Raw genomic sequence first — 15,058 nt, forward strand, 5'->3', positions numbered from 1 at the left:
GAACCGGAGGTGCGTATGCAGCGAAGGCTTTTGACATCAAATCGGATTCTGCCGGGAAACGGCGGCGTGACCCTCGAGATAAAACATGCTTAAGAAAATAGTTGGATTCTTGGCATTTGCAATGACGATACTGTCGTTCGGCGCATACATAGGTTTGATCAAAGATGGCGGGGCGCGCGATCAGGGCTTAGACAATGCTATCCCCTATAGCGGCCCCCTCAACGCTTTGCCCATTGTTTGGGGAGGCGTGACGCTGGCCGTCGTATTTTTTGTGTGGATTGTCTGCAGATTCAAAATTAGACCTCATTGGACCTTGCTCTGTCTCGGCGCGTTATCGATCTGCTCCGCATTGTGGGCAGAGGTGCCGAAGGCATCTTTGGGTGCGACATTGCTGTTGTTGGCAGCATATCTGTTAGTCGCCACACATATTAGGCTGGCTGGCTGGGACGGGACGATCCGTGCTGCGATAAAGGGATTTCTTATATTCGAGTTGTCAAGTTTTATATACATATTTCTGATTCCCCACTACGGGGTAGCGGTTGGTGAGCATCTGGGGAAATGGCAGGGTATTTTTACTCACAAAAATTCTCTTGGATCGTTCTCGGCGCTCGCATTTTCGATTTCTTTCTGGTACTGGTTGATTTCGACGAATAAATTGGCTGCCTTGAGCGCAGTTCTTGCCGTTGTATTGGCTATTGGAAGTCAGTCGACGACCGCGATCGGGATTGTGGTCGTGCTGTTTCTGTTCAACTCGGCATGTACATTCAAATTTATAAGAAAACTCATCCATCGCTATCGGCTAGTAATTCTTCTTGGTTTGTTATTGCTCAGTGCCTTCGCGGTCTATGCTGCAATAGCCTTGGGGATGGATTCTCCCGATGAAAAATATGCAACATTTTCAAACCGGAATGTAATCTGGCTTTATATCTTCGCGAAAGTTGCAGCCTCTCCAATCTGGGGTTATGGACTTGATCAACTGAGCGTGACGAATAGTCTTGATGGTTCAGACTTTACGTCGCAGGTCGGGTTTCTGGTGGCCTCCGCGCACAACGGATTCATCGAGACACTTTACTCTTTGGGATTGTGTGGAGAGGTAATTGTTTTTCTGTTGATTTTTATATTTGCTAAGAATCTCAAAAATAACAAAACATTTCCGCTATTTTTTGGCTACATGTTTATTTTTATTCTCGAGAATACTTTTGAGTCAAGGATGGTTAGCTTCAATTCTCATTTTGTCGTCTTTTTATATTTGTTCGAGATATCTGCGGCAATGAGTGGGGAAGTGGTTCAGCGATCACTAACGAAAACAAGTGCACCGGTTTACCTGAGAGCATCATGAAAATCGCCATGGCTGGGCAGAACTACTTCGTACGAGGTGGATCTGACAGGGTTCTTATAGAAACAGAAAAAATGCTTCGTGCCTACGGCCATGAAGTTGCACCGTTTTGTGGTGCAGATAAGGACAATCAGGAAAGCGAATGGCGAGAGTTTTTTCCCAAAAAGGAAGTGTCAATTTCTTCTCCACGCTTGGGCGATGTTTTTCGATACGTGTACAACTTCGATGCGAAGAAGGCTGTCCGAAGGTTCATTAAGGAATTTGGTCCCGATGTATTTCATTGTCATATTTACTACGGGAAACTTTCATCTTCGATTTTGTCCGAAGTGAAAAGTCACGCTATACCTCTGGTGCAAACAATACACGAATACAAAGTTGTATGTCCAACATATCAGCTCAGTTCTAATGGTTCTGTTTGTGAAAAGTGTGCGAATTTTAAATTTCACAATGTCCTCACGCATCGATGCAATAAGGGATCCGTCATGCGATCCGCCGCATCTATGGTCGAAAGTTACGTTAGTTATATTTTTGGATCGATTGAGAAAATAGATAGATTTATAGCTGTAAGCGACTTTCAACGAGGCAAGGTTATAGGTATGGGCGTTCCGGAACACAAAGTCTCTACCATCCACAATTTTGTGGATATTGGTGAAATAGTTCCTGAGTACGGTGTGGGTCGGTATTTCATATATTTTGGGCGCGTAGAGACGGAGAAGGGGATATGGGTACTCCTTGCGGCCTTTAAGAAGATTAAAAATATCAACCTGTTGATTGTGGGCGTTGGCAGTGCCTATGAAGATGCAAAGGAATATTGCCGAAAAAATGTCATGTCGAACGTGACATTCTTCGGATTTGCAACTCGAGACCAAATGGGCGATTTGGTCAGGGGCGCGATGGCAAGCATAGTTCCATCTGTTTGGTACGAAACTTTTGGATTGTCGGCCGCTGAATCTCTGGCGTATGGAAAGCCGGTAATTGCCGCCGATATCGGGGGATTGCCTGAGGTATTGAGCGCCGGGGACGACTCCACGCTTGTCGAGGCAGGCAATGTCGACGAGCTCATTACGGCAGTCGAAGAAATGGCATATGGAAAACTCGATCTGGAAAAAATGGGGCGTGCGGGCAGGAAGAACGTCGAAAGAAAATTTAACAGACCCGCGCATTATGAGAAGTTGTCGGCACTGTATCGCTCGGTAATGTCATGAAAGACAGATTGCGAACTGCAAAGCAAGACGCCAAGTTGGCTCTCTCTGTCGTGAGAGCTTTGGTGGATCATTTGGCGACTGAAATAACGTGGATTCTCTGCCGTGCAACGCGCCGAACCACGAAACTCGACCGAAGAGTTGTCGTCAGTCTTACCTCATATCCTCCGAGGTTCCGGACCCTGCATTTAACGCTCAAGACGATTCTCTTGCAGAGTGTGCAACCGGCCACGGTAGCCCTTTGGATCGCAGAGGAGGATGCGGAGCACTTGCCAGGCAACGTACTAGCGCTGCAGAGCTGGGGGTTGGAAATTCACTTCTGCGAAAACCTGAGGTCATATAAGAAGCTGGTACCAGCGCTCTCTGCCTATGAGGACATGGCGGTGGTTACCGCCGATGATGACGTCGTCTATTGGCGGACATGGCTTGCAGATCTGCTTGAGCATTACAACGAGAACTCACCGGAGATCCTCTGTCATCGAATGCATGTCGTAAAAACCAACTCAGACGGTCTACCCGATACGTACAGAAGTTGGCATTGGTGCTCGGAGTCTTTGCAAAAGAATCCATTGAATTTTGCTACGGGAGTGGGTGGCGTTCTTTACCCACCCAACGTCTTCGACGGCGAAGCAACAAACGTTGACAGAATGAAAAGCCTTTGCCCGCAAGCTGACGACGTCTGGTTTTACTGGATGGCGAGAGCCAGAGGCATTCTGGTCAGAAAAGTCCCATCAAGCGGAACCGTCAAATTCTGGCTCGGCTCCCAGGAGGTCGCACTGTGGAAGTCAAATCTCGGAAGCGACGAGAACGACGTGCAGATTGCGGCGATGATTAAAGAATATGGATTTATGGGCGGCCCATGACACTTATTAACAACACGAAATGGGTTGCCGTTTCCCAATTTTCTCGCGTGGGATTGCAGCTATTAGGTATGCTATTTCTTGCGAGGCTTCTTGGGCCCGCGGATTACGGCGTAATGGCGATGGCGATGATAGTCGTCAATCTCGCGAATCTTCTGCGAGACCTGGGAACCTCGGCGGCTGTTGTTCAGAGAGATGAGCTGGATGAGAATGCAAAAGCCACGGTCTTCTGGCTGAATTTCGGAGTCGGGCTGACACTTTCAGCACTGGTCGCGGGTTTGGCCACACTGATCGGATACATCTTTGTGTCACAAAATCTTCCGAAGGTATTGTGGTTGCTCGCCCTCAGCTTCCCTATCACCGCTAGCTCCGCTGTCCATCAGGCTTTGCTTGAGCGTCAATCGCAGTTCAAGTTGCTTGCAAGGGTTGAAATTCTATCTTCGGGAACAGGCCTGTTTGTGGCCGTTCTCCTGGCCCATTTTGGGTTCGGGGTGTTCTGCCTGCCGGCGCAGATACTCACTGCGGCTGCGCTGTCGTCGACTCAACTCTGGATATTGAGCCGATGGCGTCCAGTAAGGAAATTCAACGTCGATTCCTTCAAATCCTTATTTTCATATAGCGGAAATTTAACGGCGTTCAATCTGATCAATTATCTCGCGAGAAATGCCGACAGCATTGTCGTCGGCAAGCTGCTTGGCGCGATGCAATTGGGTGTTTATTCCCAAGCCTATCGTGTCATGTTGTTTCCCTTACAAAACATGACGTTCGTAGCCACCCGGGCACTCTTCCCGTTGCTAAGCCGGCATCAGAATGAACCACTTGTCCTGCGGAACCTGTACCTGAATACCGTCATGATGGTCGTAACGATCACGGGCCCGCTGATGTGCGGAATCTGGATCCTGAGGTCTGAGTTCGTGCACGTCGTATTCGGCGCGAAATGGAGCGCGGTGGTTCCAGTTTTAGCTTGGCTTGCGCCGGTTGGATTTATACAGTCAGTAGTTAGTACCACCGGCACTGTTTTTATGGCAACCGGGAACACGAAATCATTGATGAAGCTCGGGTTGATTGCGACGGTTCTGCAGGTTGGTGGGTTCATTATTGGCGCCTTCTGGGATGTCAATCATGTCGCTGCAATGTATGCCGTTGCAAACATGATCAATTTCTTCGTGGCTATGACCGCAACCATGAAACATCTGGACTCAGGTATCTCGTACTTGCTGGCGAGAATTTCGAGGCCGCTTGCGATTTGCGCCGTGATGATGGTTTGCATGACTGTGCTGCGGATTAAATTAATCGATATCCGAATGAGCGCGTTGCCGCTCGCGATATTGGTATCTGCCGTAGGAGCGGCAGTTTATGGGCTGATGGGTTTTGGGTGGATAAAAAAGACAGTTTTTACATTTGCCGAGAAACGTGCCTAGGCGGAGTGATGAACAGCAATACGCTTATCAGTGTTGTCATTCCTACCTACAACCGCGAGGCTACTATCGCTCGCGCGGTAGAAAGTGCGCTTAAACAAACCTGGACGAATATTGAAGTAATAGTCATAGACGACGGTTCAACTGACGGCACGCAAGAAGTCGTCAGGACGATAAATGATCCTCGCGTCCGATACTTAAGGAATGACAGGAACCTCAAGGGAGGCGCCTCGCGGAATAAAGGCGGTACCTTGGCGCGTGGCGAATACATAGCATTTCTTGATTCAGATGACGAGTGGCTGGCAGGGAAATTGGCAACTCAAATGAAAACCGTTTTGGAGCGCGGGAACCCAAAGGCTGTGGTTTGTTATACAAGGCTGCTGGTGAGGCGAGACGGCAAAGAGTTTATGGAACCTGCTCGTGGAATTGGGCGTGGAGAACAGGTCGGCGACTACCTGTTCAAGAATTCAGGGCACATTCAGACAAGTTCGCTGTTCATGTCGAAAGAGCTTTTCGAAAGCTGTCTATTCGATTCGAGACTGCTAAAGCATCAGGATTGGGATCTGGCGATTCGGTTGCAGTTGATTGGTGCTGAATTTGTGTTTGTTGAAAGCGCTGAGACGATCTGGTATCAGGATTCGAAAACGAATCGTGTTTCTTCACTCGTAGATAACGATGGTTCGAAAGAGTGGATTGGGCGACACGGGGATCATTTGTCGAAAGGTGCAATTTTAGGATTCATGGCAATCATAATTGCACCGGAATTGGCGAATGGTCCGTTTTCTGAGCGTATCAAGGCGGCTGGGATATTGATCGCCGCACTTTTCCTTCGCGCGGTAAAAGTCAGAAAGTTCGTCGCAGATTTCGCCAGAATTGTTGTTGGGCGAAAGATCATAAATTCATGCAAGACGGCGTTTTACGGCGTGAGAGGAGCGCTGGTGAAATGATTTCAAAAAAATCAATTGCAGGTGTTTTTTTGTGCTTGCTGGCGCTCACCTCGATGCCGGCTGTTGCATTCGATTGGGCAACAGCTCGAGGTTTTAATGTGACTCCAAATGTGTCCGATGCGGATATCGAATATATCGCGAGCATCGGATGTAGTGTGGTTCGCGTTTCATTCGGTGACTCGCCGCTGTTAAGCCTGACTGGCTCGTATAAGAGCAATGAGGCCACGTTTAAGGAACTTGACCACATAATCGAGGTCGCGAAGAAGAATCATCTAGCCGTTGTTATTGATCCCCATGCGCTACCGGGATTTAAGAATCGATACACGACGTCGCCACATGATGTTTTCTGGTCATCCGATTTGCTTCAGAACAGATTGAAGTCACTTTGGGCTCAGATTGCGCAGCGCTATCGAAGCGACGATCAGGCAGTGTTGGGATTGGACCTGTTGAACGAACCTGTAACAGCGGTACCCTCGGCCGACAATAACTATTTTGATTGGAACAAGTTTGTCGAATCGTTAGTCACGGTAATCCGAGCTAACAATAAAACGGCATACATCGTTATCGAGCCGGCGAGGCAGCTTAACGCGCAGGGGGGCTACGACAGTTTCTTTTCCGCACTGAGCCGTCTCAAGCTTCCACGTACGGATCGGATTGTTGTAAGTCCCCATATGTACACGCCAATGGAATTGACACATGAAGGCGTACTGCCGCAGTTCTCCGCAGCGGTTCATTACCCCGGGAAAATTGCGGGAGAGCAGTGGGATGCGAATAAGATCCGGACCACCCTCGTCGTCGCGAGGCAGTATGGTGACGCTAATCATGTTCCGATTTTCATTGGGGAGTTTAGTGCAAGCGTCATATCGGGCGATGATGGGGATCGTTATCTCGCCGACCTGCTTGATGTCATGGATCAGTTTTCGTTTGGCTGGGCCTTCCACGCATTTAAGGAAAATCCGGTTTGGAATCCCCAGCAAACGACTTTACGCGTGGCTTCGAATGGGAGAGCCGTCAGAATGAACACAATTATTGGTGCTTTAAAAAACAAATAGATTCCCGTGTGCCGTGCGAATTGAGTGCGAATAGCATATATGATGAAAACATTTTTGATTTCACTGCCGCAGGATGAAGCCCGGAGGAAGCTGCTAAAAGGCAGATTTCCCCAAGCGTCAGAAGCATTTGAAATTGTTAGCGCGGTCGATGGGCGTTCGATAAGCGCGCGAGAGTATTTCCAGCTTGCCGCTCCGCTTTACCGTTCGAAAGGCGAATTGCTGAGCCCGGCGGAAGTAGGTTGTGCGCTGAGCCATCTTGAAGCGTATCGGCAGTTTCTTAATACTGGCGAAAAGATGGCTTTAATCCTTGAGGATGATGTCGAGGGGTGCGACGAAGACATCAGCCGAATTGTGCGCGTTGCGGGGCAACTGGATAACGACTTTTTGCTTTGCTGTGGCGCGCAGGATGGGCTGCGCTCACGCAGGTGGCTTTTCGGCAAGCAGCGAAATTCGAGCGAGCCCGGTGTTTTCACAGTCAACGAGCATTCCTATCGGCAAATGTGGCGAACGGCCTGTTACGTATTGTCTAGAGGCATGGCGGCTGATTTGCTTGCTAGGCAATCCGCTGTGTTGCACAAGGCGGACGATTGGGCCTCCCTCTTGAAATGCTCAAAAGGCGAAGTGCTTTTTTGCGACGTGCTCTCGCATCCGGCTCAGCATGCCGGGAGCAGCATTGAAGCTGAAAGGGCTTTGCTGATAAACCAGAGTTTCAAAGATCGTAATAAGCTTATCGAAGATTACTTAAATTATTTGATGGGGCGATTCTCCTTGTTTCGTTCGATATTTTTTTCCATGTGCGGGTTTTTGAATGGATACAGGAGAATTTTTCGAGACATCTAGGCATTGGGCAGAATTGATTTGCGAGGCCTTTTGGGGCGGGCTCGGGGAAATTGATTCCGTTAAGATTTTTAAAAATTAAATGGTTTAATCAAATAATGAAAAAGGACCTTGCTATTCTGGGGACGCGCGGGATTCCCGCGCGGCATGGTGGCTTTGAAACTTTTGCGGAGCGTTTGGCACTTTATCTGGTGAAGCAAGGGTGGCGAGTGACCGTTTACTGCCAGGCGGACACTGCCGAGAACCTTTGCGAGATAGACGAATGGAAAGGCGTGCGGCGCGTTACGATTTCCACGAATGCGCCTGGCGCGTGGGGCACGATGGCGTTCGATTTTAAGGCCGTGCGTCATGTAATCGAGGCGAGGCCTGATGTAGTGTTGACACTCGGTTACAACACAGCGGTTTTCTCAAGCTGTCTTCGTCTGTCTGGGATAAACAATATTTTCAACATGGACGGACTTGAGTGGCAGCGAATAAAGTGGAGCGCGCCGGCGAAAGTTTGGCTATGGCTGAACGAGCGGATTGGTTGCCTCGTTGGCAACCATTTGATAGCCGACCATCCGTCGATTGCCGATCACCTGGCAACACGGGTGTCCAGAAAAAAGATCACAACGATTGTCTACGGCGCTGACCGGGCAACGCGTGATCGTCAGCATTCCGTGTTGAGCAAATACGATCTTGCAGGCGTGCCGTACGGCATCCTCATAGCGAGACCGGAAGCCGAGAACTCGATCCTGGAGATCGTCACCGCATTCTCACAACGCCGCCGGCAGGCCAAATTGATGGTGTTGGGAAGTTATAACGGACAGCAGAATGCGTATCACCGGAGGGTTCTGGACGCCGCAAGCGAGGAAGTAATTTTCCCAGGCGCAATCTATGACCATGCCGCTGTTAGCGCGCTTCGCGCAAATGCGCGCTTCTATCTTCACGGGCATCAGGTGGGCGGCACGAACCCATCTCTTGTAGAAGCGTTGGGTGCCGGGTGCGCGGTGATCGCGCATAACAATCGGTTCAACCGCTGGGTGGCTGGAGATAGCGCGAGATTTTTCTCGACGGTCGAAGAATGCAACGCTTGTATCTCCGAACTGTTGGCCGACGACGAGCTTGTCGATCGTTTAAGTGCCGCGAGCTTAAAGCGGTTCGAGGAAGAGTTTCAGTGGAGCAAGATACTCGTTGATTATGAGAGGTTGTTGGAGAAATATGCTCGGCGTTATCCGAAATACGCCGTGCAACCAGGCAGAGCAGAAGGGGTGATGCCCGAGGGCGATGAGATGTGATTGACTGGAGTCGTTGTGTCCAGACTGTAAAGGATCTTGAAGGTATTCGACTGTCGGGGTTGGTGTATGAAATTAAAAATCGCTTCTTTGATAATCTACATGGTTTTGGCTACTTGCGCGCGTGCTCAGGTTCAAGGCGATGTACTTTCCATGGCGCCTTTAGATCAAGCCGGCTACAGAGAAGGCACCTTTACGGTATCGAATTTGTCGGCACGCAAAGCAGAAGCCGATGCCCTGAGGGGACACTATCGTATTAGATACACGGGACGAAAAAACCGGATTGCGGCCGAAAAGGAAGAGTCCGAATATCAGGAACAGTCCTATACCGAGCCAGACTCATTCGCAGAGAATACGCTTGACCCTTCCGTGGTTTCGAGCGGAAAGACTCAACAAGCTTTGGGTATGCTGGCAGGCGGCATCGGGCAGAAGTTGGGGATGGGGCAAAGACGAAACTCTTCCTGTTTAATAGCCGGTATGAGTGGCGGCACGGGTGCGAGTGGGCGGACGGGGGCGGGCTCCAGCGCGCGAATCGGGATCGGCGCGACCGGCGGCCTGAGTATGCCTAAGGGGACCGGTATGGCGACAGTTGCCGGCGTCGGGATGGAAAGTGGAGCCACGGGGAGAGTTATGCAAGACAAGATGTCTAGCAGTACGGGCAGTACGGACGTATCGGATGAGCTACTACAATCCGATCTCGGTGGAAGTACACCGGGGAGTAACGTAGCGGGCAGTCAGGGTTTTTCTAATTTGGGTCGATAGGCATTGTTCAGGCAGAATCCGCGCGTGGTTGGCGATAGCGGCGGACCCGGCAGAGCGTCGCTTTTCGGTATTTGGAAGTTTGTCTTTACGAGTCGAGAACTCTAGGACTGCCTGAAACGGCGCGCGCGTTCAAGCAGTTCGTCATAGCTGGCTATGGATAGTGCAACCAAAGCAGCACAGACCACTGCAATTAGTAGAAACGGCATTAGCATGATATTGATAATCCAGCGTAGGGGCATGCGAACTCCATGTATTTCAAAATGCTTGCCGTTTTACCAGACGGGCTTTTACAGACGTTTCCAGAGTGTACAGATTGACGAACCGTGCGTATGTTCGCTGACGATCACTGACCTAGTTTTCAGACAAACGTTCCCTCGCAAGTGCCACGAGCCATCGGAATAGCGCGGAGGTCAGAACGGTATTTACCACGCAGATGTGATGCAGCGGGCGCACCCGGCACGTTGACGCGATCAGAAGAAGTAATGGCCGCACTTGACGCGGCGAACGCGCGGATTGTCGTGTCCGAGGCTGAAATGCGGCGCTATCGGATTAGTTGAAGGTGATGGTTTTCACCGGCAGCGAGGATCACGAGGCGTAGAGCTGACTCAGTTGATCGGCATAGGCAACCTGGCCATGCTCGGAGGCCACGCGTTCAATGCATCGTTGTCCCCGCTCGCGCAATGCTTCAGGGTGCTGGATTGCATCGCGGGCTGCTTTGTAGATGCCGTCGATGATTCCATCACGAAACTGCCGTTTGACGGTTTCGTTACACACGTCAAGTTCGCCTGATTCGTTAAGAGGCAGATCCACGACCCATCCCACCGAACCGCTCAACGAACTGTTGCCGTGGGCCGTCGTACCCCATTTGTCCTAGTCCCTACCGAACTCCCCAAAGAGCCCAGCATGAACACCTGTGCATCTGGTTCCCATCACATTTTGGTGGGAACCAGAATGGCTCTCCCGAAGCACCCGATAGACGGTACTGCCGTGACATTTACTTGGAGCTAGCGGTCAACGGCGCTGTTGTTGGTTTTGTCTTCAGCGAATGCCAGTAGTGTCAGCTTGTCGTGGATCTGCGTGAAGCGCAACGCGAGGACGTGGGTCTCGGGCCGCTAACCTAGGCATGGGCAACATCGGGCTCTTGATATGGGAAGAAGAATGATGAGGCGAGGCGATTTGTCGTAAGGTGCTGGCTGTTGAACAAATGGGGTGCACAGACGAGCAATCCGACCATGACTGAGGTCAGTATCCAATACAAAGGAACGATGCGCACAAGTCGGTCGGCGATGAACTTTCTGGTTGACGTCCAACCCGGTGCCTTGTCGTATGTAGTGAGTACCATGACAAAGCCGGAGATAGCAAAGAAGATGTCGACCCCGACTTGTCCAAATAGCCCGGTCTGTTCAAGATCAGTTACATTCCAGTGATAGCCGCGTGCCGCGATGACGGCGTGAAGCATCACGACGAGAAGCGCTGCAATGCCCCTCAGAACTTGAATGCCCAGCAGGTTTTTTTCTTCATCGTGTTGTTGAGGTGGTGGCGCCTGTTGACTTGTTCATCTAGGCAAGTAGCGAGCGGCATGGCTACTGCTTCTAGGCAGGCATATCACGTGCCGCCGCTTGCTGCCCATGACACGCGAGATCTACAGATTTCCAATCACAGAAACAACGAAGGTACAGAGACCAAGCGGAAGCGCAACTGCAGCACTGAGCCCGATCCGCCTTAGTAACTTTGCCCGCATTGCTTCTTTGGATCCTCGGGCCCTCTGTGGCTGGAACTCAAGCAGAAATCTCCTCCCGTTGTGTCGGCGTCCGACCCATAGAGCAGTGCGACAACTAAATATCATGTAGAAGATGCACCAAGCAAAGCAGAGCCGTGAAAGGCTCTTGAGAGTGAGCATCATAAAGTTCCGTAGCGCGTGTGTTGCTCGACTAACCGAGCGTGATCGTTTTGGTTGGCCAGCTATGCGCTAGCTCAATATGTTTTGCGCACGGCGAATAAGCGAGTTTCATGCCATGCGGCAAAGTTTGGCGCGGCGCTGCTTCGGCACGTAGCGCATGGCCGAACGACTGAAATGTTCCCCGCAACACGCAGCCGCGTTACGGTCTGTTACCTGCATAGTCATCTCTAGGCGTAGTCTGCCGACAGAGGAATTATTCATCGCGACACAACGTGACTCGCGGTACAAGCCTGCACCCCGGCCGCGTCCTTGAGTGTTTTGTCAGCTAGGGGCTTTCTATTTTCGAGCATGCCGGCGGCTTGGCCCGTGTGAGAAAACGGATCGCCGGTATCTGATGACTCTGATGCAACTGACCGGCAGATGGTGGACTTTTCAAGTGAAAGGTATCTCCCGCCGACCCGTGGACGCTTCACAGAGGTACCGGCTTGATCATGCTTGAATTAATGGCGGAGCGAGTACCTCTCTGGGCGAGTGCGAATATCGTACTCCCAATCCCTGTACAATCGCAAACTCCAATGCTGACATCAGGTACATATCTTTAGCGTCGGTTCCTGGCGTTCAGGACCCGGCCGCCGGAAATCTGTGTCCTGACACTCATCCACGAAATCCCTGACATCGCTCCGCCTCAAACCGATCCAACTCCCCAAGCAAACGCTCGATTTGAAACGTTTGCAATTCGGTCAGGGGGAATTCATCCTGTATGCGCTGTAGTCGTTTTCGCCAATACGCTGGTGGCAGCACAGGTTCACCACGAAAGGCGCGCAAAGACGGCGCCATCACACGCGCCACGTGCGCGATGTCTTCATCCATTGTCATGCAAGAACCCCGGAAGACCTCGTTGTTTAGTTTTGGCCTTGTTCTATGCGCGCGCTTGATTGGAAACGAGTTGGTCTTAGGTTTGCAAGCGGCGACGTCCATGGTAAGAAATCACAATCGTTCGGTCAAGCATTCCTACGACCATTCGTGCGGCAGTACGCCGAATTGCCCTTTATTTGAGGGCTATTTCGATTACGAGGGATTTCAAGAGGTACTTGCCGGGCCTTAAATATGGGGGCGTTTACTCGCGGTTTTGCTTCGATGTGACGCATGTCAAACGGCCCAAGTTAGTGCCTCCAAACCCCAAGACGCAGGCAGAAAAACAGAGAGCGGTTTCGTTGGAAGCAGGGTGGCTCGGCAGCGTTAGGCCATTTGTTGCACACACCACTATTAGGGTGAAGAGAGAGTGCAGGCAAGCAGATAAAATCAGACCCAGAGCCCAACCCCACCACCACCTAAAGCGCATTCCCCCGCGGCGGAATCGCATCCGCTTGCGCCGGTCCGCCCACCACCAACTCCCCCTCCGAATAACTAATCCTCACCGGCGGCACAAACCACGCAAGACACAACCCAATCAACGCCGCCGCACCCGCCACCAGAATGCCGATATGAATCGACTGTACGAGCGCATCCCGCGCAGAATTCATCATCGCATCGCCCGCATGCCCGGCGCTCACGAGACGATTGATCAAAGCCGCCTGCTCCGCGCGGTCCACCAGCAGTTCGGGACTCGCAAACGATTTGAACCACTGCGTCGCCTGATACGAAGCAAGCGAACGATGCACTCCTTGCGTATAAAGATGCCCGAGCAGCGCACCGGTCATCACCGTGCCCAGCATCCCACCAAAAGTACGCAGCGATTGCAGCAATGCCGTTGCCGCGCCAAGCTGGTCACGCGCGACGATCTGCTGCGAACAGACCGTCAGACTGGTCGCCACCAGACCGAGTCCGAGACCGCTGATGCCCATGCACGACATCCACACCAGGTGCGGCTCGGTACCTCTGAGTACGATCACGCCCAGACACGCCAACGCGGACAGCGCGAACCCGACATACATAATGCCGTTCGCGCGACGGATCCGTGTGACGATACGATTGTTCACCACGCTGCCAACCGTCGTGCCGAGCAGCAGCGGCGTGATCAGCATGCCGGAATCGTGCGCTGACATCGCATAACCACCCTGAAACAGCAGCGGCACATAGAACACCAGCGAAAACAAGGCGAAACCGCCAAGCACAGACATTGCGAAGAGCGCGGATAGCTTACGGTCCATCAGCATGTCCACTGGAATGATCGGATACTTCATCCTTCGCTCCCATAGCCACAACGTCATTGCAAAACTCACCGCAACGACGGCCAGCACGATCGTTATCGTGTCGACGCCGTACTTCGGAAACAATTCGATCAGCAATTGCAGGGAACCGAACGTGACTGCGACCACGAACGCGCCGAGCCAGTCGAGCCGCACGGGGCCTTTGTGTCGCAGGTGACGTAGGGGCGGCAAAAAACGCAGCACGAACAGCAACGAAACGAGCCCAACCGGCACGTTGACGAAAAACACCAGCCGCCAGCCGCCGTACTGTGTGAGCATGCCCCCAAGCGTCGGCCCGACCATATTCGCGACCCCGAACGCAGACGTGACAAACACGAGCCAGCGCAGCCGCAGTTTCGGATTGGGGAACAGATCGGCGACGGTGGCGAACACCGTGCCGATCAGAATGCCGCCGCCTATCCCCTGCAGACCGCGCGAAATCACCAGAAACAGCATGCTGGTAGCGAACCCGCACAGTACCGACGCGCCGGTAAACAACAGAATCGCGGCGACCAGAAACGGCTTGCGGCCGAACAGATCACCCAGCCGCCCAAAGATCGGAATGGTGATCACCGAAGCCAGCATGTACGCAGTCGCGACCCATGCGTAGAGATCGAAGCCCTTCAGATCGGCGACGATACGCGGCAGTGCGGTGCCGACAATGGTTTGATCGAGCGCGACCAGCATCGAGACGAATGCAACGCCAAGCATCGCCAGCAGCGACTCGCGAAACGGCAGCAGTTGTCCAGTGGTTAGCGATGTGTCGAGGCTGGGCGTCATGACTGTCTTACTTGCGCACTTATTTTCGCGTGGCCTGATGAGCGCCCAACGCCGCGCCGAGGTCTTCGTCCGTCATCGCGGGGAAGATGCTCATGGTCAGCAAATCGCCCCATTCGAGCGCCAGCGCCGACAGTCCGCGCGAATCGTCCGCCTCGACGACAGCAAAGCCATGCAATCCGCCGATCGCGTGCCAGCGGCCCAGCAATTTGACACCTTCAGGCGCTCGGCCACCAGTTTTCATGAAACGCTCGACCACGGAATTTTCAGCAGTCGGCAGGCCATTCCATTGCACGATGAATTTCATTGCGCGTCTCCAATATGGTTTTGGCGATGCCGGCTCGTGGCAGGTCGTGATCGCCGTTCGTGCTATGCGACGCTTTTGCATGCCTCGCGCCACCAGCGCTTCTGAGCCTGGATGCTGTCCGGATAGCCCGTGCTATCAGCGAACCGCATAAAACCACGTGGCATCCTAAGCATCATAGGTGAGTGCGCGATCGCTAA

14 protein-coding genes are annotated in these 15,058 nt (G+C 52.1%); 9 read left to right on the forward strand and 5 right to left on the reverse strand.

What is annotated here, in order from left to right; genetic code table 11:
• The first annotated feature begins 85 nt into the window (after positions 1-85).
• From PQQ86_RS22865 to PQQ86_RS22905, 9 genes are all read left to right on the forward strand, one after another.
• The gene (locus tag PQQ86_RS22865; protein ID WP_408272001.1) at positions 86-1,339 is read left to right on the forward strand and encodes an O-antigen ligase family protein; all 1,254 of its coding nucleotides are present in this window, start codon (positions 86-88) and stop codon (positions 1,337-1,339) included.
• A complete protein-coding gene (locus PQQ86_RS22870) occupies positions 1,336-2,541 on the forward strand; it encodes a glycosyltransferase family 4 protein (RefSeq protein ID WP_408272004.1) in 1,206 nt (401 codons plus the stop codon). The genes PQQ86_RS22865 and PQQ86_RS22870 overlap by 4 nt, the downstream gene beginning before the upstream one ends.
• Positions 2,538-3,401: a hypothetical protein gene (locus PQQ86_RS22875; RefSeq protein ID WP_408272007.1), complete on the forward strand. Its 864-nt coding sequence runs from the start codon at positions 2,538-2,540 to the stop codon at positions 3,399-3,401. The genes PQQ86_RS22870 and PQQ86_RS22875 overlap by 4 nt, the downstream gene beginning before the upstream one ends.
• Positions 3,398-4,819 (forward strand): lipopolysaccharide biosynthesis protein, encoded by a 1,422-nt coding sequence (locus tag PQQ86_RS22880; protein WP_408272010.1) that lies wholly within the window; start codon positions 3,398-3,400, stop codon positions 4,817-4,819. The genes PQQ86_RS22875 and PQQ86_RS22880 overlap by 4 nt, the downstream gene beginning before the upstream one ends.
• A gap of 8 nt (positions 4,820-4,827) precedes the next feature.
• Positions 4,828-5,763, forward strand: a complete 936-nt coding sequence (locus PQQ86_RS22885) for a glycosyltransferase family 2 protein (RefSeq protein WP_408272013.1) — start codon at positions 4,828-4,830, stop codon at positions 5,761-5,763.
• Positions 5,760-6,815 carry a glycoside hydrolase family 5 protein gene (locus PQQ86_RS22890; protein WP_408272016.1) on the forward strand — a complete coding sequence of 352 codons (1,056 nt, stop codon included), beginning with the start codon at positions 5,760-5,762 and terminating at the stop codon, positions 6,813-6,815. The genes PQQ86_RS22885 and PQQ86_RS22890 overlap by 4 nt, the downstream gene beginning before the upstream one ends.
• A gap of 39 nt (positions 6,816-6,854) precedes the next feature.
• The gene (locus tag PQQ86_RS22895) at positions 6,855-7,655 is read left to right on the forward strand and encodes a glycosyltransferase family 25 protein (protein WP_408272019.1); all 801 of its coding nucleotides are present in this window, start codon (positions 6,855-6,857) and stop codon (positions 7,653-7,655) included.
• A 95-nt stretch (positions 7,656-7,750) separates the two neighbouring features.
• Positions 7,751-8,929 carry a DUF1972 domain-containing protein gene (locus tag PQQ86_RS22900; RefSeq protein ID WP_408272022.1) on the forward strand — a complete coding sequence of 393 codons (1,179 nt, stop codon included), beginning with the start codon at positions 7,751-7,753 and terminating at the stop codon, positions 8,927-8,929.
• A 66-nt stretch (positions 8,930-8,995) separates the two neighbouring features.
• On the forward strand, positions 8,996-9,688 hold the full coding sequence (locus PQQ86_RS22905) for a hypothetical protein (protein WP_408272024.1): 693 nt from the start codon (positions 8,996-8,998) through the stop codon (positions 9,686-9,688).
• Between the two features lie 585 nt (positions 9,689-10,273).
• Here PQQ86_RS22905 and PQQ86_RS22910 read toward each other — a convergent pair.
• The 5 genes from PQQ86_RS22910 to PQQ86_RS22930 all read right to left on the reverse strand — a co-directional run bounded on the left by PQQ86_RS22910 (position 10,274) and on the right by PQQ86_RS22930 (position 14,861).
• Positions 10,274-10,522: a hypothetical protein gene (locus PQQ86_RS22910; protein ID WP_408272027.1), complete on the reverse strand. Its 249-nt coding sequence runs from the start codon at positions 10,520-10,522 to the stop codon at positions 10,274-10,276.
• A 283-nt stretch (positions 10,523-10,805) separates the two neighbouring features.
• The gene (locus tag PQQ86_RS22915) at positions 10,806-11,195 is read right to left on the reverse strand and encodes an acyltransferase family protein (protein ID WP_408279307.1); all 390 of its coding nucleotides are present in this window, start codon (positions 11,193-11,195) and stop codon (positions 10,806-10,808) included.
• A gap of 1,047 nt (positions 11,196-12,242) precedes the next feature.
• Positions 12,243-12,464 carry a hypothetical protein gene (locus PQQ86_RS22920; RefSeq protein ID WP_408272030.1) on the reverse strand — a complete coding sequence of 74 codons (222 nt, stop codon included), beginning with the start codon at positions 12,462-12,464 and terminating at the stop codon, positions 12,243-12,245.
• 455 nt (positions 12,465-12,919) lie between these two features.
• On the reverse strand, positions 12,920-14,557 hold the full coding sequence (locus tag PQQ86_RS22925) for an MFS transporter (RefSeq protein ID WP_408272033.1): 1,638 nt from the start codon (positions 14,555-14,557) through the stop codon (positions 12,920-12,922).
• Between the two features lie 19 nt (positions 14,558-14,576).
• Positions 14,577-14,861 carry a DUF3303 domain-containing protein gene (locus tag PQQ86_RS22930; RefSeq protein ID WP_408272036.1) on the reverse strand — a complete coding sequence of 95 codons (285 nt, stop codon included), beginning with the start codon at positions 14,859-14,861 and terminating at the stop codon, positions 14,577-14,579.
• Between the last annotated feature and the right edge of the window lie 197 nt (positions 14,862-15,058).

This window comes from Paraburkholderia sediminicola (assembly GCF_046026675.1).
Classification (GTDB): domain Bacteria; phylum Pseudomonadota; class Gammaproteobacteria; order Burkholderiales; family Burkholderiaceae; genus Paraburkholderia; species Paraburkholderia sediminicola_F.